Raw genomic sequence first — 25,770 nt, forward strand, 5'->3', positions numbered from 1 at the left:
CCTCCTCAGCCGAGCGGCCGGACGCGGATCAGCCGGGTCTCTCCCGGGCGCAGGGTCGCGCTGTAGGTGGTGGCGACGGTGCCCTTGTGGGAGCCGGACCACAGGTCGGTGACGTCCCCGGAGCCGGTGAAGCCGGCCTGGGACCAGTCCACGCTCACCGTGGAGCTGCCGGAGGTGCCGGTGTTGAAGAGGGCCACGACGTACTGGCCGTCGCTCTCCTTCTTGCTCCAGACCTGCTTGACCCCGCTGTTCACGATCCGCTTGGCGGCCACCCCGTCCTGGTCGACGCCGATCAGCCGGTCGTTGGTGAGCATGGCCTTGTCGACGGTGTCGAGGTGGGTGAGGTCGGTGCCCAGCAGCAGCGGGGCGGCGGCCATCGCCCAGAGGGTGAACTGGGAGCGGCGCTGGTCGGCGGTGAGGCCCGCCTGGTCGCCGTTGCCGATCTCCAGCGAGTCCAGGTCGTTCCAGCCGCCGGGTCCCGCGTACTGCTGCCAGCTCGCGGCCGTGTTGAAGCGGGCGGAGACGTGCGACCAGTCGGTGAGCGGGTAGCCGCTGCCGTTGTCGCCGGGTCCGCAGTAGCACTCGACGTCGCCCTGGGTGCGCCAGCTGTTGGCCAGGGACCGCCAGGTCGGGGCGTCGGCGATCGCCAGGTTGTTGGAGAGCGCGAAGGTGATGGGGCGGCCGGTGACGCGCAGCGCCTTGGACCAGGCCTGGACGTCGGGGATGTCCTGGCTGCCCACCCCGTCGATCTTCAGGTAGTCGACTCCCCAGGACGCGAACTGCTTCGCCCAGGAGTTCACGAACTCCTGCGCGCCCGGCTTGGCGTAGTCGATGTAGTACATGTTCTTGCAGTTGTAGTTCTTCTCGGTCTTCGAGGTGTCCGCGATGTCCTGCGCGTGGTACGAGGTGCCCTCGATCGGGGTGTTCCTGGTGACGGCGTTCTTGGCGATGCCGGGCGTGACGTAGAAGCCGAACTTCAGGCCCTTGGCGTGGACGTAGTCGGCGAGGGCCTTGATGCCGTCGGGGAACTTGGCGGGGTCGACGGCCCAGCGGCCGTAGGAGTCGACGGTGAAGCCGTTCGCGTCGCACTTCTGCCAGAAGTCGTCGAGGTTGACCTGGACGAAGCCGTGGTCCTTCAGGCCGCTCGCGGCGAGTGCGTCGGCCTGGGCCTCGATCTTGGCCTGGGTGGGCGACCGGCGCACATAGCTCCAGCTGCTCCAGCCCATCGCGGGCCGCACGGCCTGGCCGTTGTCGGAGGCGGGGGCCGGGTCGCCGGCGCGCAGGAGCGGCACCGCCGCCGCGACCAGCAGCGCGGCGGCCGCCACGGTGAGGTTTCTGGTCCTGGTCACGGGCGTCCTCCGGTGGCGGGTGTCGCGTAGGCGGTGCCGATCCACGCCTCGTCGACCCGCAGTCGCTGGTAGCGGGTGGTGTCGGTGGCGGCGGCCCAGGTGGAGTCCACCTCCAGGCGGACGTAACGGGCCGTCGCCGCGGTGAGGTCGATGCCCTGGATGCCGCGGCGGCTGGGCAGCTGACCGGACTTGACCGCGCTTCCCCAGGTGGTGCCGTCGTTGCTGACGTACACCTTGTAGTCCTTGATGCGCGCCGACTGCTCGGTGTCCGAGCGGGCGTAGGCGACCGAGTCCTCTCGCTGGTTGAGGCCGATGTACTGCACCTTCTTGGCCGAGCCGAGGTCGAAGGTGAGGTTCACGGGCAGGGTCTTGTTGTTGTCCCAGTAGGTGAGGTAGTCGCCGTCACCGGCTGCCGAGCCCGCGTGCCCGCTCGCGGCGGCGCTCGCGGTCACCTTGACGCCGGAGAGGATGCCCTGGCGGCCGGCCGTCGTGACCTTGAAGACGGTGTCGTACGGGTCCCAGCCGCCGAGCCCGGTGAGGGTCAGCACACCGCCGGACTGCGACCAGGAGACCGCCTTGCCGGTGCGGAGGTCGCTGACCGAGGCGATGCGGTAGCCGTTGTCGCGGATCCGCAGGGTGCTGGTCGACGGCGGGGTCAGGACGTGGACGTACTGGCGGTCCGGGTCGTCCTTGGCGATCGTGGTCACGCCGTGGGCGCCGTCGTTCCAGAAGCCGGGCTTGAGGCCGCCGTACAGGTACCCGCCGCCCTCGGTACCGTGCAGGGACTCCCAGATGGGGTTCAGGTAGGAGTTGGCGAAGTTGTTGAAGGCGGCCTGGTTCGCCGGGAACTTGCCGTTGACCTGGGCGGTCTCGGCCATCAGGGCCTTCACCGAGGAGCCCGCGTTGGTGACGAGGCGGCCGAGGGTGAGCATCTTGTCGACGGACGGGTCGGAGCCGTCGTACCACCAGGCACCGGTCGAGGGCAGCTTGAAGTCGGCCTCGGTCAGCCGGGGCTGGGCGGTGTAGACGGCCTGCGGGTAGTCGTAGGCCGGTGTCATCCCCGTCTTCTGCTCATTGCTGATCATGTCCATGATCGGCGTGTCCTCGTTGTTGTTGCTGAGCGTGTAGTTCGGGCGCTTCTCGTAGATCTGCTGGTAGAGGTCGTGGCTCTCCCAGTACGCGTTGTCGTTGTCGATCCAGAAGCCGCCGAGGTCGGGATAGCGGTCCATGACCTCGAAGAAGTTGTCGTAGCTGAACTGCCCGAAGCCGTCGTTGGTGGTCAGGTCGACGTTCTTGCCCTTGTAGGCCGAGTACGCGGCGGAGTCCAGCCACTCGTGGCCGCCCTCGTCGTGCCACTGGGGGTCGTTGGTCATGTAGAGGATGACCTTCATGTCCTTGGCCTTGGCGGCGGCGATCAGCTCGCCGAGGAAGTCCCGTTTGGTGGAGCAGGAGCCGGGGATCTTCGACGGCCAGGGGCGAGCGTAACCGAGGCGGCTGTGGAAGGTGGCGAGGACCAGGTACTGGGTGTGCAGCTTCTGGGCCTCGTTCACCCAGTAGTCCGGGGTCCAGCCGCCGTTCGTGGCGTCGTTCTCCCAGGCCGTGCAGCTGGTGTGGGCGGGCGCGGTGCGCTCGCCCCAGTGCAGGAACAGCCCGCCGACGGAGTTGCGGAGGAAGTCCTGGCGGGGGTTCTCCAGGTCGAGCGGCCGCGCGGCCGCCGTGCAGTCCTGGCTGCCGGAGACACGCAGCGCGCCGCCCGAGCTGTTGTGACTGTCCGTCAGACAGGCGCCCGTGACGTCCTGGAGGCCGACGTCGTACGGGGAGTCGCTGCCCTTCTGGGCGGTGAATCGGGTGAGGCGCAGATCGCTCGCCGCGTTGGCGATGAGGGCCGGACGGCCGTCGTTCGCGGCGAACTTCACGCTGCTGTCCGTGAACTGGACGTCGTCGGCGTTGTGCAGGTACCAGCCGTAGGCGGGCCGGGTGCCGATGGCCTTGGGGTTGTAGTCGTTCGGGTCGTTGCTGGGCACGCCGGTGGACATGGTGCCGTTGCCGCCGGGGACCGTGATGTCGACGTTGTCGAAGGTCACCCCGCTGATGCGGTGGCCGCTCTCGCCCCACAGGGTCGGGCTGAAGGAGGGATTGTTGCCGGTGGCGGTGATGTCGTCGTACGTGACGTCGCTGATCGATCCGACGCCGGGACTGTTCCCGCATCGCTTCCGGGTCCCGATCTTCTCCATGATCGGCGAGTGCACGTTCGTCATCGTGATGTCGCGGTAGTGGACGTCGGAGATCTTCGCACCGTCCATGGAGACCATGCCGAGGCCGGACTTGTCGGCGCCGTCGATGCGGATGTTCTCGAACCGGTAGTCCGAGAAGTCGCCGCAGGTCTCGGAGCCGAACATCAGGGCGTTGCAGCACTTGGCGCCCAGTGTCGAACCGCTCACCCGCACATGCCCGTTGGGCAGCTTGGCGCCGAGCGCGTAGTCGCTCTTGAAGACCAGGGCGTCGTCGTTGGCGTGGATGGTGGCGTTGGTGATCGTGGCGTTCGTCGTGGAGATGACGTTCCAGCCGTCGCGGTCGCTCGCGGTGTCGATGGTCAGGTGGTCGGACGTCACGTCGTTGCAGCCGTTGACGAGGGCCGCGAAGTGGCCGCCGCGGCGGAGGGTGAGGCCGTCGCCGATCCGGAGGCCGTCGCACCGGGTCAGCGAGATGATCTTGTCGGCCTCGCCGGTCTTCGGGTTCCCGGTGATCAGGTTGCCCGCGCCGTCGATGACGCCCTGCCCGACGAAGCCGATGTCGGCGAGCCGGTCGCCGTAGATCATCGCGTCGTGGAAGTGGCTGTGGCCGTAGTCCTGGTAGGCGTCGTTCGGGTTGGACTCGGCCTTGTCGTAGGTGTCCGCGCTGGAGCCCTGGAGGGTGGCGCCCTTGTCGAGCTGGAGCGTCACATGGCTCTTCATGTGGATGGTGTTCTTGGACTTGTAGGTGCCGGCGGTGAAGCGGACGGTGCCGCCGCCCGCCGCGTTCGCGGCCGTGACGGCCTTGTCGACGGCCGGGGAGTCGTTGGTGGAGCCGTCGCCCTTGGCGCCGTAGTCACGGACGTCGTAGACGGCGCCGGCGTGCGGGGCGGCGGCCTGTGGGGCGGCGAGGGCCGCGGGGTGGGCGAGCCCGAGGACGACGGCGAGGACGAAGAGGACGATGGCGGCGGCACGGTGCCGCTCGGCGGTGGGGGGTGTCATGGTGGCGGTTCCTCACACCTGTTGGTAGCCGCGGAGGTTGGTGAGCAGGAGATAGGTGTCCTGGAGCGAGCCCGAGGCGTCGCCGAGGGAGCGGTAGATGCCCCACTTCGGGCGGACCCGGTCGGCCAGGAAGGTGTCGACGCCGGTCTTCGAGGCGTCGATCACGGTGGCGCCGCCGGACTTGAGGATCCAGCGGACCGAACCCGCCGAGCCGTTGCCGACCTTGATCTGGAAGTCGACGTCGGTCCAGGTGTCGTGCAGCGGGTCGAGGTCGGTGCGGCCGACGAGGATGTCGTCGATGGCGAGCTTCAGCTCGATGGTCTGCTTGCCGTTCACGCGTCGCAGCGACTGCACGACGATCGGCGAGGTGCCGCTGCCGGGCTGCTTCATCTGCATGATGTGGGTGAAGGTGGTGGTCGCCTTCAGCGAGCTCGGGATGTACATCGAGTACGTCACCCGCCAGGTCTGGCCCTGGTTCCACTTGAGGTAGTCGCTGCCGCTGCCGTTGCGCAGGCCGGTGACCTCCTGGCGCTGGCGGTCGGTCGAGGTGTCCCGGTCGACCGTGTGCACGTTGAAGCGCCAGTTGTTCCCCGTCGCGAAGATGTGCGGGTGCCCGGCGGGGTGCGAGTCGGCGCGGTCGTCCTCGACGGTCTCGAAGGCGCCGAGCCCGTCACTGCTCGCCGACGGCTGCCACTTGAGCTGCCAGGACGCCGCGTGCGCGGGGATCGCGGGCAGCCCGACGGCCGCTCCCGCGGCTCCGGCGAGCGCGGCTCCCAGCACCGCCCTTCTGGATGTTGTGCTCATGACACTGAATCACCTCGCAGTTGTTCGTTCATGATCAGGAAGGCCCCGAGACCGTGGAAGTCGTCGGTGGCCCGGGTGCGGCCGACGTAGTACGCGTAGTCGCCGACGTTGGTGCCGATCGAGATCCCGGCGAGGTCGGTGCGGCCGTCCGCGCCGACGGACAGCTCGGCGAGCACGCCCTGGTAGCCGCGGCGGGCGACGTCCGCGTAGTGCGGGTCGAGGTAGTGCTGCCGGGCGCCGCGTGAAAGGGCGTAGGTGAACATGCTGGAGCAGGAGGTCTCGGTCCAGTTGTCGCTCCGGCCGCCCTTGTCGATCACCTGGAACCAGCGGCCGGTCGCCGGGTCCTGGTACCGCTCCAGGCCGGCCGCCAACTTCTGGAAGATGCCCAGGAGTTGCGGGCGGCGGGGCTGGTTCGCCGGGATCGCGTCCAGCACGTTGACGATCGCCATCGCGTACCAGCCGACGGCCCGGCACCAGTGCTCGGGCGCGAGCCCGGTCGCCGGATCCGCCCAGCTCGCGGTCTTCGACTCGTCGTAGGCGTGCTTGAGCAGGCCGTTCGAGACCTGGAGGTGGCCGCCGTAGACGGCGAGCTGCCTGGCCGCCTCGTCGTCGGTGTACGCGCTGTCGCCGAACTCCCTGCCGTACTCGACGAGGAACGGGTTCACCATGTAGACGCCGTCCGCCCAGAGTTGATGGGCGCGGCTGGAGTTGTCCGCGTGCCAGAACCCGCCGTCGCTCGTGCGCGGGTAGGTGTTCAGGCGGTCGCGGATCTTCTTGGCCGCCTTGCGGTAGCGGTCCTGGCCGGTCTCGTGGTGCAGGATCACCAGGAGCCGGCCCGCCTGCATGCTGTCCAGGCTGTTGAAGGACTGGTCGATGGAGCCGTCGCTCTTCACGAACCGGTCGACGTAGCTCTTGATGTAGGTGAGGTAGCGGGGGTCGTGGGTGCGCCGGTAGGTGAGGTACTGGCCGTAGAGGTAGAGGCCGACGGGGTAGGACCAGCCGCCGATGGTGCTCGGGGTGTAGCGGGCCATGGTGGAGTCGACGACCGCGGTGGACCAGTCGGTGGCGGCGGCCGGACTGGTCGGCACGACGGCCGCGGCTGCCGCGGCGGCGGGCGGGGGTACGGCCGCGGGGAGCGCGACCAGGGGGGCGGTGGTCAGGGCGACGGCCGCGAGGGCGACTCGCAGGCGTTTCATGGTCCTCCTTCTTCTGCAAGGGCCTCGCTGGAGGCTTCTCCTGGTGCTTCTCTTGGTGTTGCTCTTGGTGTTGCTCTTGGTGTTGCTCTTGGGGCTTCTCTGGGGACGGCGGCCTCAGAGCTCCGCCGCAGGGGTACGAGGTGGTGGTCGGGGGCGTGGCGGCAGGCCGGGTCGGTGTTGCGGGCGTCTCCGGTGAGCGCGTACGCCTGGCAGCGGCAGCCGCCGAAGTCGGTCGTGCGCAGGGCGCAGCCGCGGCAGGGCTCGCGCATCCAGGACTCCCCCCGGTAGGTGTTGAAGGCCTTCGACTCCCGCCAGATCCAGGCGAGTCGACGATCCCTGACGCTGGGCGGGTCGAGGCCGGGCAGAGTGGCGGCGGCCGGGCAGGGCAGGACGGTGCCGTCGGGGGTGACGGTGAGCGAGATCCGGCCCCAGCCGCCCATGCAGGGTTTCGCCGTGCCGGTGAGGAGGTCGGGGGCGACCCAGACCAGCTCCGGTTCGTCCAGGCGCCGGCGCCAGTGCAGGACCGCCTCGCGGGCCCGCTCGACCTGTCCCGGCAGTGGCAGCAGGGCCGCACGGTTGCGGGCGGCCCAGCCGTGGTACTGGGTGTTGGCCAACTCGATCCGGTCCGCGCCCCAGGCCACGCCGAGCGCGATGAGGTCCTCGACGGCGTCCAGGTTGCCCCGGTGCAGGACGACGTTCAGGCCGAAGGGCAGGCCCGCCGCCCGGATCAGCCCGGCCGCGCGTTCCTTGGCCGCGAACGAACGGGCACCGGCGATGCGTTCGGCGGCCGTCGGCTGCGCGTGCTGCACGGACAGCTGCACCGCGCGCAGCCCGGCCTCGACCAGTCCGTCCAGCCGCCGCCCGGTCAGCCCGAGCCCGCTGGTGACGAGCTGGGTGTGCAGGCCGACGGCGTCGGCGGCTGCGACCAGCTCGGGCAGGTCGCGCCTGAGCAGCGGCTCGCCGCCGGACAGATGGGTCTGGACGACGCCCAGTTCAGCGGCCTGCCGGAACACCTCCGCCCATTGCGCGGTGGACAGCTCCGCTGACCGACCGATCAGTCGGACGGGGTTGGAGCAATAGCCGCAGCGGAGCGGACAGGCGTGGGTGAGTTCGGCGAGCAGTGCCCAGGGCGGCGCGGGTCCGCCCGGCTCCGCGGTCGTCATCGCAGCCATCCCTCCTTCCGTAACGCGGTCAGGAACTCCGGGACCTCGGCGGCGACCGGGGCGCCCGGGAACGCCTCGGACAGTTCGGCGACGATCTCGGACACCGCCCGGCTGCCGTCGCACAGCCGGAGCACGCCGCCCGCCCGGCCGTGCAGCACGACCACCCGCTCGGGCAGCAGCAACAGGTCGGTGCCGCGGACCCGGTCGTGGCGCAGCACGGCCGTGCGGGCGAGGGCGGGCCGCCAGGTCATGGCCCGCCGCCGTCCGGGGCGTCGCCCCAGCCGACGGTGTCCCCCCGGTCCACGGAGTCGAGCAGTGCCCACAGGACCTCGCACTTGTAGGCGAGCGCGGCGACGGCGCGCTGCTGCTGCTCGCGGGTGCGGGCCCAGGACAGGACCAGCGCGAGGGCCTCCGCGCCGTCCCGGGCACCCTGGTCGACGCGGGTACGGAAGTAGCCGAGGCCGGCCGGGTCGATCCACGGGTAGTGGTGTTCGAAGGCGGCGATGCGGGTGCGCATCAGACCGGGTGCGGACAGTTCGGTGAGGGAGGCGGCGACCGCGTCCAGGGCGGGGCGCAGGCGGCAGAAGGTGACGTACCCCTCGACCGCGAAGCGCACCCCGGGCAGCACCCGGGAGCTGTCCCACAGCTGTTCGCGAGGGAGCCCGGCGGCCTCGCCGAGGCACAGCCAGCGCTCGATGCCGCCCTCGCCGTCGGCGGTGCCGTCGTGGTCGCGGATACGGCGCAGCCAAGGACGGCGCAGCTCGGGCCGGTCGAGTTTGGCGAGGATCAGGGCGTCCTTGACGGGGATGTGCCGCTGGTAGTGGAACCGGTTGGTGATCCAGCGGCGCAGTTCGGCCGGGGTCAACTCGCCCCGGTGCATGCGCTGGTTGAAGGGGTGGCGGTCGTGGTACCGGTCTGCGGTGACGGCGCGCAGCCGTTCGGTGAACTCCGCGACCAGCCAGGGGCCGGGGTCCGTCGCCGGGTGGACGGTGGTGGCAGTGACGGTCATGGTGGCCCGCCCAGGGCGGATCAGCGGTCGCCGAGTGCGTAGCCGGTCACTTCCAGGGCGGTCTCCACGATGTGGTAGCCAGGGCTCCGCCAGTCCTTTTCATCCGATGTCTGCGGGGCGGCGGGGGCCGGCTGACGGTCCTCGGAGGTCGTCTCGTTCATGGGGTGGGTACCTGCTTTCCTGAGGTTGGGGGGTCTCAGAGCGCAGAGTGAGACTTCTCGTTCACAGGGATCGATCGGGAAACCCACAGAGATGTTCACATCCCTGGACCGGGTTCAGCGATACGTCCGACGATGCGCACCAGAGTCTCGGCAGTGGCGGGTCCCGGTCAATGGTCCGGACCCATAACGTCGGATGCATTTCCGGCCAATCTCCGCCCGCGGCGGCTGACCCACCGGTCAGTTCCGGCGGATTCCGCGGTCAGGAATGCGTCGGGGCCGGTGATCGTTGACGATGGGAGTACCACCTGTCGACAACCTAAGGATCGAGAGCTCGTGAGCAGCAAGGTCCCCCCGAAAATCCTCAACAACGGCGTCGAGATGCCCCAGCTGGGCTTCGGCGTGTGGCAGGTGCCCGACGACGAGGCCGAGCGGGCCGTCGCCACGGCGCTGGAGGCCGGGTACCGCAGCATCGACACAGCGGCGATCTACGGCAACGAAGAGGGCACCGGCAAGGCGATCGCCGCGTCCGGCGTACCGCGCGAGGACATCTTCGTCACCACCAAGCTCTGGAACGCCGACCACGGGTACGAGGCCACGCTGCGCGCCTTCGACGTGTCGCTGGCGAAGCTGGGTCTGGACTACCTGGACCTGTACCTGATCCACTGGCCGCTGCCGGCCCGGGGCAAGTACACCGACTCGTACAAGGCGTTCGAGAAGCTGCACGCGGACGGCCGTGTCAAGGCGATCGGTGTCTCCAACTTCCTTCCGGAGCACCTGGAGCGGCTGATCGCGGAGACCTCCGTCATCCCGGCGGTCAACCAGATCGAGCTGCACCCGCACCTGCAGCAGCACGCGGCCCGGGAGTTCCACGAGGAGCAGGGCATCGCCACCGAGGCCTGGTCGCCGCTCGGCCAGGGCAAGGGCCTGCTGGAGGTCCCGGCGATCGTCGCGATCGCGCAGAAGCACAACCGCACCCCGGCCCAGGTCGTGCTGCGCTGGCACGTCCAGCTCGGCAACGTCGTGATCCCGAAGTCCGTGACCCCGTCCCGGATCAGGGAGAACATCCAGGTGTTCGACTTCGGCCTGGACACCGAGGACCTCGCGGCGATCAGCGCGCTCAACGAGGACCGGCGCATCGGTCCGGACCCGGCCACCTTCGACGTGGGCTGAGCCGGAGCCCGGCCCGCGAACGGCCGTTCCGCCCTGCACGGGGCGGGACGGCCGTTCGTGTTCCCGGACTCCCGCGCGGGGCGGGTCAGCCGGCGCGGACGTCCGCGTGCAGGACCTCGAACTCCTCCAGGCCGACCACGGTCACGCGCGCCTTGGCGGCGTCCGCGCGCCGGGCCTCGGCCTGTCCGGCACGCGAGGCGGCCATCGAGGCGCGGTCGACGAAGAGCGAGCCGGCCATGCCCCGGCCCCGCTGCCGGTCGACGAACAGGGAGCACTGGGCGAAGCCGGGCAGTCCTTCCAGCCGGGGGACCGCCGAGGAGCGGAAGGTCTCGGCGAACAGATCCGTGTCGGCAGGGTCGAACTCCACCCGGGTGGAACGCAGACCACCGCCCGTTCTCGGCTGCTGCACGGCACGGTAGACGGCGACCTCGTAGTTCTCGACGGCGACGGTGCCCGCGAACGGCTCCAGCATCGGCCTGCGCCGCTCGCGCATCACCTGGTCGCTGTTGCGCCGGGCCGCCTCGGTGCCCCACCAGCTGACCGCGAGCAGTTTGCCCAGCTCCCGGTCGATGAAGACGCCCGCGCCCCGGTACTCGGGACGTTCTTCGAGCAGTTCGCGCCCCTCGCTGTTCAGCGCCCTGACGGCCGCCTCGAGTTTCGCCGGATCGCCGGTGACGTACACCGCGCGTACGAACATGACCCCTCGCCTTCCAGGAGCCACCGGAGCCACCGCCGACCCTCCGCACGGCTCCTGCGCAAATATCCGGAATGTCCTGCCCCACCAGTCTTCCCCGGCTGACAAATCACCGCAATGCGCAAGAAATCACCGAGTTGACATCCAGGGGTTGACGCGGACATGCAGCCGGGTCCACCTTGTACGACACCCGGTCAGGAAACTTTCCTAACAGAAGGGGACCCCCCACAGTGCGCATCCGAACACTGACCCTTGCCGCGGCCTCCGGGGCCGCACTGCTCGCCGCCGGAGTACTGCCCGCGAGCGCGTCCGGCGCCGTCCCGAAGTCCGCCCAGGAGGGCTCGGTCAGCGCGGCCGACCTGCTCGCCAAGGTGACGTCCTGTTCCCAGATCTCCAGCGGCAAGTACAAGACCGACGACGAGACCTCGGCCACGATCCCCGTCTGCGGAAAGAACGGCGCGGTCTTCTGGAAGGCCGACATGGACATCGACTGCGACGGCCAGCGCACCACCAACTGCAACGAGGACCGCGACCCCTGGTACCAGGACGACACCGCGTTCCACCAGTCCGACGGCAAGCCGCTGAAGGCCGAGTCGCTGCCGTACATCGTGGTCCCCAGCTCCAGCAGCATCTGGAACTACTCCGGCGCCGGCATCAAGGGCGGCGGCGTGGTCGCCGTGATCTACAACAACAAGGTCGAGTACGCGGTGGTCGGCGACACCGGCCCCACGAAGATCATCGGCGAGGCGTCGTACGCCACCGCCAAGGCGCTCGGCATCGACCCCGACCCGGCGACCGGCGGCGCCGACTCCGGCGTGACCTACATCCTGTTCAAGAACTCCAAGGTGTCCCCCATAGAGAGCCACAGCGCGGCGGTGACCCTCGGCGACTCGCTGGCGAAGCAGTTCCTGGCGAACAACTGACCGAGGCGCTTCCGCCCTGCCGCCGGCCCGGGGAGGGCGGACGGCCCGGTACCGCACGGTACCGGGCCGTTGCGGCGCATCGCCTCCGGCCGCACGGAGCCGTCGCGGTGCTCGCCGCGGGCAGGATCCCGTCCGCCTGGAACGCCGGGGCCGACTACGTGTTACGTGTTCCCGGCGGCCCGGCCCGCGACAGCAGAGGGTGCCGTGGGTCCGGCGGCTGTCAGGAGCGCCTCCGCCGTCGCGGGGTCGGCCGGCAGGAACGCCTCCAGCTTCAGTTCGGCGAGTGTCACGTCGACGGCCGTGGCGAAGGTCGTCACGGTCGTCATCAGGCGCAGCTCGCCGTACGACGACCGCAGACGGAGCGGAACCGCGAAGCCCAGCGCCCCGGCGGACGGCTCCAGGTCGGGTACGTATCCGGTGAGTTCGGAGCGCAGCTCCTCCAGGTGACCGAGGCCGGCCAGGATGTGGCGCGCCCATTCGGCGAGGTTGACGATGCGGGGGGCCACGCCGTCGGGGTGCAGGGCGAGGCGGTAGATGTTCGTGCCCTCGCCCACCAGGTGGGCCGCCGCTCCCTCGGTGATCAGGCCGAACGCGGCGTTCGCGGCGATCAGGCCACCGCCGCGGTCCGCCACCAGCGCCGGATACGGCAGATGCCCGCGCAGGATGTGGTCGATCGCCGTGCGCACGGGAGCCAGCGCCGGGTCGCCGAACGCGCTCTCGGGGTAGGCGGGGGCGTATCCGGCGGCCGTCAGCAGTTCGTTGCGCTCCCGCAACGGCAGTTCCAGCGACTCGGCCAGGCGCACGACCATGTTCCGGCCGGGGACGGACCTGCCGGACTCGATGAAGCTGAGGTGTCGTTGGGTGGTGCCCGCCCTGAGCGCCAGCTCGAGTTGGCTGAGATGACGGCGGGTACGACGTTCGCGGAGCGCACGGGAGAAGTCCACCCGCCTGTTCTAACGGTGCCGGAGAGTCCCGGCCATTCCCTGCAGGGAATTGCCCCCGTTCCCGTCGCTCGTGAACATCGCCGACATGGACATCGGTGTACTGCTTCCGACCGGAACCGCCCAGTGGGGCCCGGCCGACGACCCTCGCGAGCTGGTCTCCCTCGGCCGCCGGGCCGAACGGCTCGGCTTCTCCTCGCTCTTCGTCAACGACTCCCTCGTCAGCCCACGCATCGAGGCGCTCACGATGCTGGCCGCGCTCGCTCCCGCGACCGGGAACGTGACGCTGGGTACGGCGGCACTGATGCCGTTCCTCCGTCGTCCCGTCCAGGCAGCCCAGTCCCTCGCATCGATCGACCTGCTGTCCGGAGGCCGACTCGTCGTGACCGTCGGCGCCGGCTTCCCCGGCCGCTTCGGACGGCCCCTCTACGCGCTGTCCGAGCTGCCGTGGGGCAGGCGCTTCGCCCGCCTGGACGAGACCGTCGCCCTGTGGCGGGCCCTGTGGGGCGGTGCCGGTGCCTTTCACGGCGAGATCCTCCGGTTCGACGACATCCCGCCCACGACCAAGCCGTTCCGGCCCGGCGGCCCGCCCGTCTGGCTCGGCGGCGCGACCCCTGCGGCGCTGGCCCGCACCGGTCGGATGTACGACGGTTGGCTGCCCTACCCACCCGATCCGGCCGACTACGCATCCGGCCTCCGCGACATCCACGGAGCAGCGGCCGATGCCGGACGCGCCGCCGCGGACATCACCCCCGCGCTGTTCGTCTCGGTACGGATCGACGACGACGTCGAGAGCGGCCGCCGCGCACTGGACGGCTACGCACGGGCCGCGTACGGCATGCCGCTGGAGGAACTGGAGAAGATCCAGGCAGTTGTCACGGGCTCCGCCGACCAGGTGCGCGAGCGCCTCGGACGGTACGTCGCAGCCGGCGCCCGGCACATCGTCGTACGCCTCGGCGCCCTGGGCCTCGCCTCCCACCTCGACCAGCTCGAACGAGCCGCAGACCTGATCCCGGCCGTACGCGCGGCGGCGGACCACACCTCCCTCTCCGGCGGCACCTGAGCCCGGCCGGGCCGGCTGCACCGGGTTCAGGGCGTGTCGTGCGGGCAGGCGCCGGTGGCTGCCGAGCGCCGGGTGGTCGTCCGGCTGAAGGTGGACCGGCTGTACGGCACGGTGCTCGGCCTCGACGGCCGGCACCGTCGCCTAGGCAGGCCGTACCGCCGTGTGCACCGTGCGGGCGCCGAGGACGAACAGGTCGGACCTGCGGTGCAGGCTCGCCGGGTCGGTGGGGTCGAGGAGGCGGTCCAGGGTGGCGCGGTCCTCGGCGTGGAGCTCGTCGGTGAGGGTGTCGCGGAAGCGGGAGAAGATCTCGACGGCGTAGGCGCGGGCCCGGTCGGAGGCGGGCGCGGGCAGGTCGATCAGGAAGCTGCGGGTACGCGCGTGCTTGAGGCCGGCGGAGGCAAGCAGTGTCGGCCAGTCCTCGGTCTCGGCGACCGAGCCGGGCAGTTCGGCGCGCATCTGCGCGAACCACTCCTCCTGCAGCGCGTCCAGGCGGGCCTGGAGCCCGGGGCGGCCGATGCCGATGTCGCGGGGCAGGAAACGGCTGGGCAGGCCCCCTTCGAGGACGGCCAGCGTGCCGCCGGGCGCCAGCCGCTCGGCGAATGCGGTGAGCGCGGCCCGCTGGTCGCCGAGGTGGTGCAGGCTGTGCCCGGCCCACAGCAGGTCGGCCGGGTAGTCCAGCTCGTCCAGCGCACCGGGAAGTTCACCGGCGAGCACGCCGAAGCGGTCGGCCACGCCCAGCCGCTCGGCGCGGGCCCTGGCCCGGTCGAGGAGCGGCTCGCTGCCGTCCACGGCCAGCACCCGCGCGCCCGGGAACGCCTCGGCGAACAGACACGACACCACTCCCGGCCCGCTGCCGACGTCGACGACCAGCCCCGGCTCGGTGACCTCCTTGCCGAGCCAGCTCAGCACACTCTCGTACAGCGGCGCGAAGAGCTCCGCCTGCGACTCCAGATGACCGGCCATCTCGGCCCAGTCGATGTCGGTGTGGGAGTGAGCGTGGTCGTGGTCGTGGGTGCGGGTGTGCTTGTGGGTGTCCGTGGTGTGGTGGTCGTGCGCCATGGGGTCAGCCTCTCGTCCGGGTGCCGCCAGGGTGCGACGGCGCACCGCCCGGAGGCCAGCCCTGTTGCCGGTGCGGCAAAAAACCGGATGCGGACGGCAAGGTGGACGCGCCACGATGAGCGCATGGACGACGAGCTGGTCGAGCGCTTCCTGACCGACGGTTTCGTGAAGATCGAGGGCGCGTTCCCGCAGCGCGTCGCCGAAGGGTGCGCCCGGCTGCTCTGGCGCGAGACGGGATACGACCCCGAGGACCCGGGCACCTGGAAGGACCCGGTGGTCTGGGTGGGCGGCAAGGCGGACGGCCCCTTCGCCGCCGCCCCCAACTCCCAGGCCCTTCATGACGCGTTCGACCTGCTGGTCGGTGCGCGCCGCTGGGACCCACGATATTCGCTGGGCGCCTTCCCGCTGCGGTTTCCGCACGAGGAGGAGCCGGACGACGCGGGCTGGCACATCGACACCAGTTTCATGCCGGAGGGCGCCACCGAGTGGTACGCCAACGTGTGGTCCCGTGAGCGGGCCCTGCTGATGCTGTTCCTGTTCAGCGAGGTGACCGAGGAGGACGCGCCGACCCGCATCCGGGTCGGCTCGCACCTGGACGTGCCGCGGATCCTGGAGCCGTACGGCGAGCGGGGCGCCACCCTCCACGAACTCGGCCAGAAGGTCGACGCGGCGTCCGCGCACCGCCCGCTCGCCTACGCCACCGGGCACCCGGGCGACGTCTACCTCTGCCATCCCTTCCTGGTCCATGCCGCCCAGCCGAACCACGGCACCCGTCCCCGTTTCCTGGCCCAGCCCCCGCTGTACCTGCGGGCACCGCTGGAGCTGGACCGCCCGGACGGCAACCACTCCCCGGTCGAGCGTGCGGTCCGCCGGGGCCTGTCCATGACGGACTGACCCCGGCGCACACCCGCGCCCCGAAAGGGGCGCGGGGCTGTACCTGTGTGCGGCTCCGCCGCGCGGGCGCGACCAGCCACCGACGGGCCCGCAGCTTCGATCCGACCTCACCCGGCGCTTACGACAACGGCGGGTACGCGTTCGCCATCAGCTGCTGGAACTGGGCGGAGAACCAGTGCCCGGACAGCGGCGCGTTCGGCAGGGCGCCCGACATGTTGTTGCCGTTGCGGGCGTTGCCCGTGTACGTCGGGTCGCACATCTGGTCGAAGCCCTTGCCCTCGTCGTTCGGGATGGCGGTGCTGGAGCCGTCGGACTCACCCGGAGGCTTCATCCAGACGTAGGCGTCGATCCCGGCTGCCGGACTGGCCTGCGGGCGCTCGCCGAGGCCGGCTCCGGCCTGGTTGCACCAGTTGCCGACGTGGATCCGGCGGTCGTAGCGGCCGCCGTCGACATACGCGTCCACGCTGGTGGTCGGGCCGGGGCCGGCCGGGCGGGCGCTGCCGCCCCAGCCGTTGCGGGAGGTGTCGATCAGCATGCCGATGCCGGAGTTGAAGCCGACCGAGACCAGTTCGGTGCGGAAGGCCTGGGCGAAGGACAGCTCGTCGACGTACCGGTTCCAGTCGACCCACTTGGACTGGCGCACGGAGGTGCCGTTCACCGTGTCGTTGATGGTGAAGTTGTTCTCCTTCAGGGCGCTGTAGTTGGCCGTGTTGGTGATGAAGCCCTGCACGTCGTCGACGGTCGCGCCCTCGCTGGTGGCCGCCTGCTTGAAGATGTTGGCCGCGGGGGCGAAGTTGTCGTCCCACCCGAGCCAGCCGTGGTGGCCGGCGTCGAGGTAGTTGTAGACGTTGGGGATCGCGCCGAGCTTGGCGAGGGCGTAGCCGACGCCCTTCACGTAGTTGCCGTTGGCCAGCATGGTGTTGCAGTTGGCGGTGGCGGTGGCGCGGCTGCCGGTGTTGGTGACCAGGTTGGGCAGCGAGTCGATCTCGATCGTGGTGACGATCCGCAGCGAGGCGTACTTGCTGTCGGAGAGGATCGCCGCGATCGGGTCGATGAACTGCGTCTTGTACTTGTCGATCTCCGTCGGGCCGAGTTCGCCGTTGGAGGCGAGGGCCGCGCAGTCGCGTCCGGGCAGGTCGTAGACGACCAGCTGGACCACCTCCTGGCCACTGCCCTGCTGGGCGAGCGCCGCGTCGAGGTGGGCGCGCAGGCCCATGCTGGTGCTGGTGCCGTTGATCGCGGCGATCCGGTCGAGCCAGACGCCGGTGGGCTGGTTGGAGATCCGGCTGCCGCCCGTCTCCGCGGCGGCCTTCGCGGACCACTCCGGGTTCACGTACACCTTGGCACCGGCGTACGGGTTGTCGACGCGGGTCCCGGTGCCACCGCCGTTGCCGCCACCGCCTCCCCCACCGCTGCCGTCGTCGACGTTGCAGGTGACGCCGTCGAGGGTGAAGGCGGTGGGGACCGCGTTCGTCCCGCTGTACGACCCGTTGAACCCGAAGCTGACCGAACCGCCGGTCGCCAGGGTGCCGTTGTAGGTCTCGTTGCTCGCGGTCACGGCGGTGCCGCTCTGCGCGATCTTGCTGTTCCAGTAGCTGGTCACCTGCTGGTTCCCGGCGTACGACCACTTCACCGCCCAACTCGACTTCGCGGCCGAGTTGTTGGTGACGGTGACGGCGGCGGTGAAGCCGGCGCCCCAGTCGTTCTGGATCTTGTAGTCGACGGTGCAGGGAATCGCGGAGATCGCCGCCTGGGCGGAGGGGGTCACGGCGACCGCCGGACCCGACACCCCGGCGACGAGCGCCAGGGCGGCCAGTACCGCTGTTCTGGTACGACTCATGAGTGCGGGTTCCTTCTTCTTCGGTGGGTGTGGCTACGGGTTGACGGCCCGTAGGTGGTCGCGCAGTCCGGCGCCGTACGCCGTGGGCGTGCCGCTGTAGTCGGAGATCAGGGACGGGCCCGAGGAGCAGTCCCAGGTGTTCCAGGTCCAGCCCAGGTAGGAGAGGCTGCGGTCGTCGAACCACTTCATGACCTGGTCGACGAAGGCGTGCGAGCAGGTGTTCTCGCCGATCTCCCCTGCAACCAGGGGAACTCGGGCCGCGACCGGAGCGAGCGTGGAGTTCCAGCAGCTCTCGCTCGCGCAGGTGTTGAAGTTGTAGCCGTGGTAGGCGGCGACGAGGTTGCCGGCCGGGTCGGTGGGCTTGTACGTCAGCCACTGACCGAGGTCGTTGGAGTACGCGAGCCCGCCGATCATGATGACGTTCTTCGCGCCGGCGCCCCGGACGGCGTCCACCAGGTCCTGCATGCCGGCGACCTGGTAGCCGATCCCGGAGCAGGTGCCGCCGTCCCGCCAGCACTCCCAGGCCTGGGTGACGGTCGAGGTCGCCCGGTCCGGGTACGGCTCGTTGAACAGGTCGAACACGGCCGCCTGGTCGTCCTTGAAGGTGCCGGCCACCGAGGACCAGAAGGACGGGCTGTACTGCGCGTCCGGCATCGGCTTCTGGCAGGTGGCGTGCACGTCGGAGCAGCCGGCCGAGTTTCCGGTGTACTGGCCGTAGGACCAGTGGAGGTCGAGGACCGGGGTCAGGCCGTACGACTCGACCCGGGTCACCAGCTCCTTGACGGCGTTGATGTAGTTGGCGCCCGCGTACTCGGGTTTGACGTTGGAAAGGCCCAGCCAGCACTCCTCGTTGAGCGGGATGCGGACCGTGTCGGCCTTCCAGTCGGCGATCGCCTTGATCGCCGCGTCGTCCACCGGGCCGTCCCAGATGCCGTAGCCCTGCACGCACATGAACTCGCCGCCGGAGCGGTTCACGCCGAGGAGGCGGTGGGCCGTGCCGCCGGCGTCCACGAGTTTGGTCCCGGAGACGTGCAGGGCCGGGGCCGAGCCGGTGGCGGGCGGCTGAGTCGGCGTCGGGGTCGGGGTGGGCTCCGCGTCGACGTTGCAGGTCGTACCGTTGAGCCTGAAGGCCGTCGGTACGGCGTTACTGCCCGACCACGAGCCGAGGAACCCGGCGCTGACGCTCGCGCCGGTGGCGAGGGAGCCGTTCCAGCTCTCGTTGGCGGCGGTGACCGCCGTACCGGACTGGGACCACTTGGCGTTCCAGCCCTGGGTGACCTTCTGGCCGTTCGCGAAGTCGAAGCCCAGGCTCCAACTGCTCACGGCGGCCATGTTGTTGGTGATGGTCACGGAGCCCTGGAAACCGGTGTCCCACTGACTCGTGACCGCGTACTCGACCGTGCACGCGGGTGTGGCGCCGGACGCCGACACCACCGGCACCAGCGCGGCCCCGACCAGGGCGGCCGCACCGGTGACGGCTAAAAGAACTGAACGCGGGGGGTGTCGCATGAGCGACTCCTTGCAGCTCGGGCACGTCGTGACGGACGCGTCGACTGAACGGAATCGCTCCCACTGGTGCGAAGGAAGGTAGCGCCAAGTGCGGGCAAAGACCAGGGGAGTTGCTTGACTTTTCTCCAGCGGGGTCCGTCGAATCTTTTCGACTCTTCAACGCCCTTGACCGCGCCATGCCACGTCTCCACTATGGGAGCGCTCCCACTGGTTCAAACCTTGACTTCTCCCCGAGCCGCAGGCGCAAGGAGGAACCAGCACATGCAACCCGGACATGCCTTACACCCCGGGCGGAGGCGCAGAACCGTGCGACGGTTGTGGACGGCCGTCGTCGCGGCCCTCGCCCTGCCGCTGTCCATGCTCGCCACGGGGACCACGCCCGCCCAGGCGGCGACGGTCCAGTGCAGCGTGGACTACGGGACCAACGACTGGGGCACCGGCTTCACCGCCGACCTCACGATCACCAACCGCGGTACGGACGCGATCAGCGGCTGGACGCTGACGTACGCGTACACGGGCAACCAGAAGCTGTCGAACGGCTGGAACGGCACCTGGTCCCAGTCCGGCACCTCGGTCACCGTGCAGAACGCGTCGTACAACGGCACGATCGCGGCCGGCGCGGCGGTGTCGACCGGCGCCCAGTTCTCGTACACCGGCAGCAACGCGGCGCCGACCGGCTTCGCGGTCAACGGCACGACCTGCGCCGGCGCGCACCAGCCGCCCATCACCGTGCTGACCAGCCCGAACGCGGGCGCGGTCTACACGCAGGGCGACGCGATCCCGCTGGCGGCGACCGCGGCGGCGGCCGACGGCGCGACGGTCAGCAGGATGGAGTTCTACGACGACACCACGCTGCTGGGCACCGACACGTCGGCGCCGTACACCCTCTCGGTCTCCAGCTTGGCCGTGGGCAGCCATTCTCTGGTGGCGAAGGCGTACGACAGCCTGGGCGCGTCCGCGTCCTCGACGCCGGTCGGCATCACGGTCGCCTCGGGCCCCGCGGTCGTGGCCTCGCCGGCCCAGCTGGGCATCCAGCAGGGCGCGACGGGCCGGTTCGGGGTGAGCCTCTCGAAACAGCCGGGCGCCGACGTGACCGTGTCCGTGGCCCGCACGGCCGGCAACACGGGGCTTTCGGTGAGCGCCGGTTCGTCGCTGACGTTCACGCCGTCCAACTGGAGCACCGCGCAGAACGTGACCGTGGCCGCGGACTCCGCGGGCACCGGCACCGCGACCTTCACGGCCTCGGCGACCGGCTACACCGCCGCCACGGTCACCGTGACCGAACTGGCCGCGTCGAGCGCGTACGACGCGCGGTTCCTGGACCTCTACGGGAAGATCACCAACCCGGCGAACGGCTACTTCTCCCCCGAGGGCATCCCCTACCACTCGGTCGAGACGCTGATCGTCGAGGCCCCGGACCAGGGCCACGAGACCACGTCGGAGGCGTACAGCTACCTTCTCTGGCTGCAGGCCATGTACGGCAAGGTCACCGGTGACTGGTCCAAGTTCAACGGTGCGTGGGCCCTCATGGAGAAGTACATGATCCCGACCCACGCCGACCAGCCGACCAACTCCTTCTACAACGCGTCCAGACCGGCCACCTACGCACCGGAGCAGGACACCCCGAACGAGTACCCGGCGAAGCTGGACACCTCGGTGCCGGTGGGCTCGGACCCGATCGCGGGTGAGCTGAAGTCCGCGTACGGCACGGACGACGTGTACGGCATGCACTGGCTGGAGGACGTCGACAACGTCTACGGCTACGGTGACACGCCCGGCGGCGGGTGCGAGGCGGGGCCGGCCGCGGACGGGCCGTCGTACATCAACACCTTCCAGCGCGGGCCGCAGGAGTCGGTGTGGGAGACGGTCCCGCAGCCGACCTGCGACGCCTTCAAGTACGGCGGCACGAACGGGTACCTGGACCTGTTCACCGGCGACTCGTCCTATGCCAGGCAGTGGAAGTACACGGACGCCCCGGACGCCGACGCGCGTGCGGTGCAGGCCGCGTACTGGGCCGACGTGTGGGCGAAGGAGCAGGGCAAGGGCACCGACGTCTCCGCCACCGTGGGCAAGGCGGCGAAGATGGGCGACTACCTGCGCTACGCGATGTACGACAAGTACTTCAAGAAGATCGGCAACTGCGTGGGCCCGACGACCTGCGCGGCCGGCACCGGCAAGGACGCCTCGGACTATCTGCTCTCCTGGTACTACGCGTGGGGCGGGGCGACCGACAGCAGCGCCGGATGGGCATGGCGGATCGGCTCCAGCCACGTGCACGGCGGCTACCAGAACCCGCTGGCCGCCTACGCACTGAGCTCGTACGCCGACCTGAAGCCCAAGTCGGCCACGGGGGCCGCGGACTGGGGTACCTCCCTGACCCGGCAGCTGGAGTTCTACCGCTGGCTGCAGTCGTCCGAGGGTGCCATCGCGGGCGGTGCGACCAACAGCTGGCAGGGGCGGTACGCGAGCCCGCCGTCCGGTACGTCGACCTTCTACGGCATGTACTACGACTGGGAGCCGGTCTACCACGACCCGCCGTCCAACCAGTGGTTCGGTTTCCAGGCCTGGTCGATGGAGCGGGTCGCCGAGTACTACCAGCAGACCGGCAACGCCACGGCGAAGGCGATCCTCGACAAGTGGGTGGCGTGGGCGCTGTCCAGGACCACGATCAACCCGGACGGCACCTACCTGATCCCGTCGACGCTCCAGTGGTCGGGGCAGCCCGACACCTGGAACGCGTCAAGTCCCGGCTCGAACAGCGGACTTCACGTCACGGTCGCCGACTACACGAACGACGTGGGGGTCGCCGCCGCGTACGCGAAGACGCTGACGTACTACGCCGCCAGGTCCGGTGACGCGGCGGCGAAGTCCACGGCCAAGGCGCTGCTCGACGGCATGTGGAACAACTACCAGGACAGCCTGGGGATCGCGGTGCCGGAGACGCGGGCCGACTACAACCGCTTCGACGACGGCGTGTACGTCCCGAGCGGGTGGAGCGGGAAGATGCCGAACGGCGACGCGATCAACTCGTCGTCGACGTTCGCCTCGCTGCGGTCCTTCTACCAGAACGACCCGGCGTGGTCGAAGATCCAGAGCTATCTGGCGGGCGGGGCCGCGCCCGTGTTCACGTACCACCGGTTCTGGGCACAGGCGGACATCGCGCTGGCCATGGGGTCCTACGCGGAGCTGCTGGAGTAGTCCGGCCGCCGGTTACCTCGTGGCTGGTCACACAGTTCCCCACGCCCCCTCGGGGCGCTCCGGTGGGCGGCCCCTACCCGCACCAGGGGCCGCCCTTCCCTCCTCCCGGACACGACTTCCTCCCGTACGAAGAACCCGTATCGCCACCGCCGTCCTGACCCTCGCCGCCGAGGCGGCCGCGTCCGGTCTGATCGACGAGTACCGGATCAGGGTCCACCCGGTACTCGTCGAGGCCCGCACCTTCGGCTCGCGAGTCGTCTGGCTCCGCTACCGCGTGACCAGCCCCCTTGACTCTCAAGCCGCTTGAGATCCCATAGTGGCGGCTGTGAACGAGCTCTACTCCATCGGGGACGTCGCCCGCCGCACCGGCCTGAGCGTGAGCGCGATCAGGTTCTACGCCGACGAGGGCGTCGTCACGCCCACCGGTCTCACCGACGGCGGCTTCCGGCTGTACGACGTGCACGCCATCGCCCGGCTCGAACTCGTGCGCACCCTGCGTGACCTGGGCGCCGGCCTGGACGACATCCGCCGGGTGCTGGCCGCGGAGACCACCCTGCACGACCTGGCCGTCACGCATCTGCGGCTGGTGGAGGACCAGTTGCGGCAGTTCCGGGCACGTCGTGCCGTGCTGCGGACCATCGTGCGGCAGCACAACACAGCGGAGCAGGTGAGCCTGATGTGCAAGCTCGTGTCGATGTCCGACGACGACCGGGACCGGCTCGTCGACCGGTTCTGGGACTTCGTGACCGACGGCCTGGATGTCCATCCCGGCTATGCCGAACGGCTGTACCGCCTGCGGCCGCACCTGCCTGAGGAGCCGTCCACCGAGCAGCTGGAGGCCTGGATCGAACTCGCCGAGATCGTGCAGGACAAGGAGTTCCGCACGGCACTGCGGGACTTCTTCCACCGCACCTTCGGCACCGAGCAGGGCAGGCTGATGGCGTCACCGGAGATGATGGCCCGCATCGAGCGGCATCGGACGCTTCTCCTGGAGGCACGGGCCTTCCAGCAGGCCGGCGTGCCCGCCGACTCACCGCAGGCCCGGGACATCGCCGAGCGGGTGGCCGCCGACTCGGCCGAGTTGGTCGCCGCCATGACAGGGGAGCACGACGTCGGCAGGGCCCGGCGCAGCATCGTCGAGTTCGACGGGAACGGCGAGGCGGCGCAGCGGCTGGCCGCGGTGACCGGTCTGAAGCTGCTGACCAGGTACCAGTCCTTGGTGGCAACGGTCAATGGCACGCCCGAGCCGGACCCGGAGCAGGCGGCGGCAATCCGGGAGTGGATGGCCGCCGCCCTGCGCCAGGGCGCGTAGTGAGTGTGATCGGTCCAGGAATGCCGCCCTCTCGGTCTCAGGGCGTGCAGACCACCGGCCGAGGTGCGGTCGGCATCTCGTCGCCGTTGCTCTGCGCCAACTTGGCGTTGATTCCAGTCGGTTGGGCGCGCAGTCTCAGTCGGCCACCGGTTTCCGGTACGCCCGTACGCCGAAACGGGGGTCGGGGCGGCGGCGGTCCTGGTCGGGCAGGGACGCCAAGCGCTCGGCGAAGTCCTCGGCGCGCGGGTCGTCGGGCGGGAGCATCGTGAACCAGCCGCGCCGCAGGTCGGCGAGGGTGGAGCGGGGGCTGCGGCCCTGGCCGACGCCGGTGAAGGCGGCCTGTCCGGCGGGCAGCAGGCCGCTCGCGCGGGCGTGCGCGGTGACGTCCGCGCAGGCGTCGGACGCCGGGCGGCGCGGGCGGGCGGCGAGGACGGCGTCGATGTCGCTGCCGACGTCGTGCGCGGCGGCCTTGTCGACGGTGGTGACGTACACCCCGCCGGGCCGCAGCACCCGCGCGCACTCGGCGACGACCGCCCGGACCGCGGCGCCGTCGGCCATGAGGTGGAGCAGCCAGACGGTCGTGGCGGCGTCGAACGTGGCGTCGGCGAAGGGGAGTCGGCGGCCGTCGGCGAGCAGCACCGATCCCGGCAGCCGGGCCGCCGCCATCCGGGCCATGCCGGGTGCGCGGTCCGCGCCGGTCACCCGGAGCGCGGGGCGGGCTGCGGCGAGCCGGCGGGTGACGATGCCGGTGCCGCAGGCGAGGTCGAGGAGACGGGCGGGGCGGGCGGGGCTGCCGAGGCTCTGGGGGATCAGGGTGAGAACGGCCGCCGCGGCAGCCGCCGCGCGGGCCTCGCCGCCGCGTGTCGCGTCGTAGGCCCCGGCTTCCTTGTCGTAGTCGAGCACACGGCTCAGTGTGCGCCGTGGCCTGGGGCGATGTCCTCCACCCTGTGGGCGAGTTCGAAGTCCTTGGCGGTGACGGCGCCACCCACGCTGTGGGTGTTCACGGTGAGGGTGACGGTGTTGTAGCCGAGGGTGAGGTCGGAGTGGTGGTCGAGTTCGTCCTGGATGTGGGCGATGTGCACGACCAGGGCGACGGCGGCGAAGTGCGAGTCGAGGCGGTAGGCGCGGGCGAGCCGGTCGCCGTCCAGCGACCAGCCGGGCAGCTCGGCCAGCCGGTCCTCGATCTCCTGCTGCGACAGCGGTGCGACGGCCATGGTGCGGCTTCCTTCCCGGGGACCGGCGAGTGGCGTGGGCGTAGCTGCGTTCAGCCTGCCATGGACAGGCCTTCCGGGCCGCGCGCCCGCAGGCGTGTCCGGTCACCGGCCGCGGTCCTCGGCTACGGTCGTCGGCATGACCCTTGTCGCCTCCGGCCCCGCCCCCGCCCGCACCACCGCACCCGACGGCCAGGGCGTGGGCCCGCTGCTGCGCGCGTGGCGGGAGCGGCGGCGGGTGAGCCAGCTGGAGCTGGCACTGCGTGCCGACTCCTCGGCGCGGCACATCAGCTTCGTCGAGACGGGCCGGTCGCGGCCGAGCGAGGAGATGGTGCTGCGCCTGGCCGAGCACCTGGACGTACCGGTGCGCGAGCGCAACGCGCTGCTGCTGGCGGCCGGTTACGCCCCGCACTACCCGGAGACCCCGCTGGACGACCCGGCGCTGGACGCGCTGCGCGACGGCATGGAGCGGCTGATCCGGGGCTACGAACCGTATCCGGCGCTGGTCGTGGACGCCACGTACACGGTGGTCGCCGCCAACCGGGGCATCGCGATGCTCCTGGCGGGTGTCCCGGAGTCGCTGCTGGCGCCCGCCCCGAACGCGATGCGGCTGACCCTGCACCCGGAGGGGCTGGCGCCGCGCATCCGCAACCTGCGCGAGTGGCGCGGGCATCTCCTGGAGCAGATGGAGCGCCAGATCGCGCTGCACCGCTCCGACGCGCTGCGGGAGCTGTACGAGGAGGTGGCCGCCTATCCGCTGCCGGCCGGCGCGGACGACGGGGAGTGCGCCGAACCCGGCGAGCCCGGCGAGCCCGTCGCGTACTTCGCGCTGCCGATGCGGATCGAGCACGCGGGGCGGGTGCTGTCGTTCGTGTCGTCGATCTCGACGTTCAACACGCCGATGGACGTGACGGTCGCCGAGCTGGCCATCGAGACGTTCCTGCCCGCGGACCCGGCCACCGCCAAGTACCTGAACTCGTTGGTAAGTTGACGGAAGCAGTTCTCTCGACCAGGTGTGCGACGCGGCATCGCGTGGCACAC

At 70.5% G+C, this 25,770-nt stretch carries 22 protein-coding genes; 7 read left to right on the plus strand and 15 right to left on the minus strand.

The genetic code is table 11. The annotated features are described in order from the left end of the window. Positions 1-5: 5 nt before the first annotated feature. The 8 genes from ACIQVL_RS08570 to ACIQVL_RS08605 are packed head-to-tail and all read right to left on the minus strand — an operon-like array spanning position 6 to position 8,915. Positions 6-1,349, minus strand: a complete 1,344-nt coding sequence (locus ACIQVL_RS08570) for a glycoside hydrolase family 27 protein (protein ID WP_403437798.1) — start codon at positions 1,347-1,349, stop codon at positions 6-8. Next, a complete protein-coding gene (locus ACIQVL_RS08575; protein WP_403474842.1) occupies positions 1,346-4,582 on the minus strand; it encodes a glycosyl hydrolase family 28 protein in 3,237 nt (1,078 codons plus the stop codon). The genes ACIQVL_RS08570 and ACIQVL_RS08575 overlap by 4 nt, the downstream gene beginning before the upstream one ends. Positions 4,583-4,594: 12 nt before the next feature. Next, on the minus strand, positions 4,595-5,386 hold the full coding sequence (locus tag ACIQVL_RS08580) for a Tat pathway signal sequence domain protein (protein WP_403474843.1): 792 nt from the start codon (positions 5,384-5,386) through the stop codon (positions 4,595-4,597). Then, complete coding sequence (locus ACIQVL_RS08585) at positions 5,383-6,582, minus strand: glycoside hydrolase family 105 protein (RefSeq protein WP_403474844.1); 1,200 nt, start codon at positions 6,580-6,582, stop codon at positions 5,383-5,385. The genes ACIQVL_RS08580 and ACIQVL_RS08585 overlap by 4 nt, the downstream gene beginning before the upstream one ends. Next, on the minus strand, positions 6,579-7,745 hold the full coding sequence (gene pqqE / locus ACIQVL_RS08590) for a pyrroloquinoline quinone biosynthesis protein PqqE (protein ID WP_403474845.1): 1,167 nt from the start codon (positions 7,743-7,745) through the stop codon (positions 6,579-6,581). The genes ACIQVL_RS08585 and pqqE overlap by 4 nt, the downstream gene beginning before the upstream one ends. Then, positions 7,742-7,996 carry a pyrroloquinoline quinone biosynthesis peptide chaperone PqqD gene (gene pqqD / locus ACIQVL_RS08595; protein ID WP_403437789.1) on the minus strand — a complete coding sequence of 85 codons (255 nt, stop codon included), beginning with the start codon at positions 7,994-7,996 and terminating at the stop codon, positions 7,742-7,744. The genes pqqE and pqqD overlap by 4 nt, the downstream gene beginning before the upstream one ends. Beyond that, positions 7,993-8,754: a pyrroloquinoline-quinone synthase PqqC gene (gene pqqC / locus ACIQVL_RS08600; protein ID WP_403474846.1), complete on the minus strand. Its 762-nt coding sequence runs from the start codon at positions 8,752-8,754 to the stop codon at positions 7,993-7,995. Before pqqC ends, pqqD begins: the two co-directional genes overlap by 4 nt. A gap of 20 nt (positions 8,755-8,774) precedes the next feature. Next, positions 8,775-8,915: a pyrroloquinoline quinone precursor peptide PqqA gene (locus ACIQVL_RS08605; protein WP_403437784.1), complete on the minus strand. Its 141-nt coding sequence runs from the start codon at positions 8,913-8,915 to the stop codon at positions 8,775-8,777. A gap of 333 nt (positions 8,916-9,248) precedes the next feature. On the opposite strand from ACIQVL_RS08605, the gene ACIQVL_RS08610 reads away from it, so the two are divergent. Then, positions 9,249-10,085 carry an aldo/keto reductase gene (locus tag ACIQVL_RS08610; RefSeq protein ID WP_403437783.1) on the plus strand — a complete coding sequence of 279 codons (837 nt, stop codon included), beginning with the start codon at positions 9,249-9,251 and terminating at the stop codon, positions 10,083-10,085. An 85-nt stretch (positions 10,086-10,170) separates the two neighbouring features. Here the strand turns inward: ACIQVL_RS08610 and ACIQVL_RS08615 are convergent, their stop codons facing one another. After that, positions 10,171-10,782 carry a hypothetical protein gene (locus ACIQVL_RS08615; RefSeq protein ID WP_403437781.1) on the minus strand — a complete coding sequence of 204 codons (612 nt, stop codon included), beginning with the start codon at positions 10,780-10,782 and terminating at the stop codon, positions 10,171-10,173. 227 nt (positions 10,783-11,009) lie between these two features. Here ACIQVL_RS08615 and ACIQVL_RS08620 point away from each other — a divergent pair, with 227 nt between their 5' ends. Then, positions 11,010-11,702, plus strand: coding sequence for a glycoside hydrolase family 75 protein (locus ACIQVL_RS08620; RefSeq protein WP_403437779.1), 693 nt, complete (start codon positions 11,010-11,012; stop codon positions 11,700-11,702). Between the two features lie 161 nt (positions 11,703-11,863). Here ACIQVL_RS08620 and ACIQVL_RS08625 read toward each other — a convergent pair whose 3' ends face one another. Continuing rightward, the gene (locus tag ACIQVL_RS08625) at positions 11,864-12,646 is read right to left on the minus strand and encodes a helix-turn-helix domain-containing protein (RefSeq protein WP_403437777.1); all 783 of its coding nucleotides are present in this window, start codon (positions 12,644-12,646) and stop codon (positions 11,864-11,866) included. A gap of 85 nt (positions 12,647-12,731) precedes the next feature. Here ACIQVL_RS08625 and ACIQVL_RS08630 point away from each other — a divergent pair, with 85 nt between their 5' ends. Then, the gene (locus ACIQVL_RS08630; RefSeq protein WP_403437775.1) at positions 12,732-13,706 is read left to right on the plus strand and encodes an LLM class flavin-dependent oxidoreductase; all 975 of its coding nucleotides are present in this window, start codon (positions 12,732-12,734) and stop codon (positions 13,704-13,706) included. Positions 13,707-13,847: 141 nt separating this feature from the next. Here the strand turns inward: ACIQVL_RS08630 and ACIQVL_RS08635 are convergent, their stop codons facing one another. After that, positions 13,848-14,765: a class I SAM-dependent methyltransferase gene (locus ACIQVL_RS08635; RefSeq protein WP_403474847.1), complete on the minus strand. Its 918-nt coding sequence runs from the start codon at positions 14,763-14,765 to the stop codon at positions 13,848-13,850. 123 nt (positions 14,766-14,888) lie between these two features. Between ACIQVL_RS08635 and ACIQVL_RS08640 the strand changes: the two genes are divergently transcribed. Beyond that, positions 14,889-15,659 (plus strand): phytanoyl-CoA dioxygenase family protein, encoded by a 771-nt coding sequence (locus ACIQVL_RS08640; protein WP_403437771.1) that lies wholly within the window; start codon positions 14,889-14,891, stop codon positions 15,657-15,659. Between the two features lie 118 nt (positions 15,660-15,777). Here the strand turns inward: ACIQVL_RS08640 and ACIQVL_RS08645 are convergent, their stop codons facing one another. Then, positions 15,778-17,499, minus strand: a complete 1,722-nt coding sequence (locus tag ACIQVL_RS08645) for a glycoside hydrolase family 6 protein (protein ID WP_403437769.1) — start codon at positions 17,497-17,499, stop codon at positions 15,778-15,780. Positions 17,500-17,532: 33 nt separating this feature from the next. Next, positions 17,533-19,008, minus strand: a complete 1,476-nt coding sequence (locus ACIQVL_RS08650; RefSeq protein ID WP_403474848.1) for a cellulose binding domain-containing protein — start codon at positions 19,006-19,008, stop codon at positions 17,533-17,535. A 261-nt stretch (positions 19,009-19,269) separates the two neighbouring features. Here ACIQVL_RS08650 and ACIQVL_RS08655 point away from each other — a divergent pair, with 261 nt between their 5' ends. Both ACIQVL_RS08655 and ACIQVL_RS08660 read left to right on the plus strand, forming a co-directional pair. Beyond that, a complete protein-coding gene (locus ACIQVL_RS08655; RefSeq protein WP_403437765.1) occupies positions 19,270-22,206 on the plus strand; it encodes a glycoside hydrolase family 48 protein in 2,937 nt (978 codons plus the stop codon). A gap of 325 nt (positions 22,207-22,531) precedes the next feature. Then, the gene (locus tag ACIQVL_RS08660; RefSeq protein ID WP_403437762.1) at positions 22,532-23,518 is read left to right on the plus strand and encodes a MerR family transcriptional regulator; all 987 of its coding nucleotides are present in this window, start codon (positions 22,532-22,534) and stop codon (positions 23,516-23,518) included. A gap of 135 nt (positions 23,519-23,653) precedes the next feature. Here the strand turns inward: ACIQVL_RS08660 and ACIQVL_RS08665 are convergent, their stop codons facing one another. Then, positions 23,654-24,421 carry a class I SAM-dependent methyltransferase gene (locus tag ACIQVL_RS08665; RefSeq protein WP_403437760.1) on the minus strand — a complete coding sequence of 256 codons (768 nt, stop codon included), beginning with the start codon at positions 24,419-24,421 and terminating at the stop codon, positions 23,654-23,656. 5 nt (positions 24,422-24,426) lie between these two features. Beyond that, on the minus strand, positions 24,427-24,732 hold the full coding sequence (locus tag ACIQVL_RS08670) for a 4a-hydroxytetrahydrobiopterin dehydratase (RefSeq protein WP_403437758.1): 306 nt from the start codon (positions 24,730-24,732) through the stop codon (positions 24,427-24,429). Positions 24,733-24,868: 136 nt separating this feature from the next. Here ACIQVL_RS08670 and ACIQVL_RS08675 point away from each other — a divergent pair, with 136 nt between their 5' ends. Beyond that, a complete protein-coding gene (locus ACIQVL_RS08675; protein WP_403474849.1) occupies positions 24,869-25,720 on the plus strand; it encodes a helix-turn-helix domain-containing protein in 852 nt (283 codons plus the stop codon). Positions 25,721-25,770: the final 50 nt, after the last annotated feature.

Origin of the sequence: Streptomyces sp. NPDC090499, from assembly GCF_044769305.1 — a bacterium.
Lineage (GTDB): Bacteria > Actinomycetota > Actinomycetes > Streptomycetales > Streptomycetaceae > Streptomyces.

Bases quoted from the DNA above. Each gene is read 5' to 3' on its own strand.
- ACIQVL_RS08575 (WP_403474842.1), bottom strand. From the start codon at position 4,582: ATGACACCCCCCACCGCCGAGCGGCACCGTGCCGCCGCCATCGTCCTC.
- ACIQVL_RS08580 (WP_403474843.1), bottom strand. From the start codon at position 5,386: ATGAGCACAACATCCAGAAGGGCGGTGCTGGGAGCCGCGCTCGCCGGA.
- ACIQVL_RS08585 (WP_403474844.1), bottom strand. From the start codon at position 6,582: ATGAAACGCCTGCGAGTCGCCCTCGCGGCCGTCGCCCTGACCACCGCC.
- pqqE (WP_403474845.1), bottom strand. From the start codon at position 7,745: ATGACGACCGCGGAGCCGGGCGGACCCGCGCCGCCCTGGGCACTGCTC.
- pqqD (WP_403437789.1), bottom strand. From the start codon at position 7,996: ATGACCTGGCGGCCCGCCCTCGCCCGCACGGCCGTGCTGCGCCACGAC.
- pqqC (WP_403474846.1), bottom strand. From the start codon at position 8,754: ATGACCGTCACTGCCACCACCGTCCACCCGGCGACGGACCCCGGCCCC.
- ACIQVL_RS08605 (WP_403437784.1), bottom strand. From the start codon at position 8,915: ATGAACGAGACGACCTCCGAGGACCGTCAGCCGGCCCCCGCCGCCCCG.
- ACIQVL_RS08615 (WP_403437781.1), bottom strand. From the start codon at position 10,782: ATGTTCGTACGCGCGGTGTACGTCACCGGCGATCCGGCGAAACTCGAG.
- ACIQVL_RS08630 (WP_403437775.1), top strand. From the start codon at position 12,732: ATGGACATCGGTGTACTGCTTCCGACCGGAACCGCCCAGTGGGGCCCG.
- ACIQVL_RS08635 (WP_403474847.1), bottom strand. From the start codon at position 14,765: ATGGCGCACGACCACCACACCACGGACACCCACAAGCACACCCGCACC.
- ACIQVL_RS08640 (WP_403437771.1), top strand. From the start codon at position 14,889: ATGGACGACGAGCTGGTCGAGCGCTTCCTGACCGACGGTTTCGTGAAG.
- ACIQVL_RS08645 (WP_403437769.1), bottom strand. From the start codon at position 17,499: ATGAGTCGTACCAGAACAGCGGTACTGGCCGCCCTGGCGCTCGTCGCC.
- ACIQVL_RS08650 (WP_403474848.1), bottom strand. From the start codon at position 19,008: ATGCGACACCCCCCGCGTTCAGTTCTTTTAGCCGTCACCGGTGCGGCC.
- ACIQVL_RS08655 (WP_403437765.1), top strand. From the start codon at position 19,270: ATGCAACCCGGACATGCCTTACACCCCGGGCGGAGGCGCAGAACCGTG.
- ACIQVL_RS08670 (WP_403437758.1), bottom strand. From the start codon at position 24,732: ATGGCCGTCGCACCGCTGTCGCAGCAGGAGATCGAGGACCGGCTGGCC.
- ACIQVL_RS08675 (WP_403474849.1), top strand. From the start codon at position 24,869: ATGACCCTTGTCGCCTCCGGCCCCGCCCCCGCCCGCACCACCGCACCC.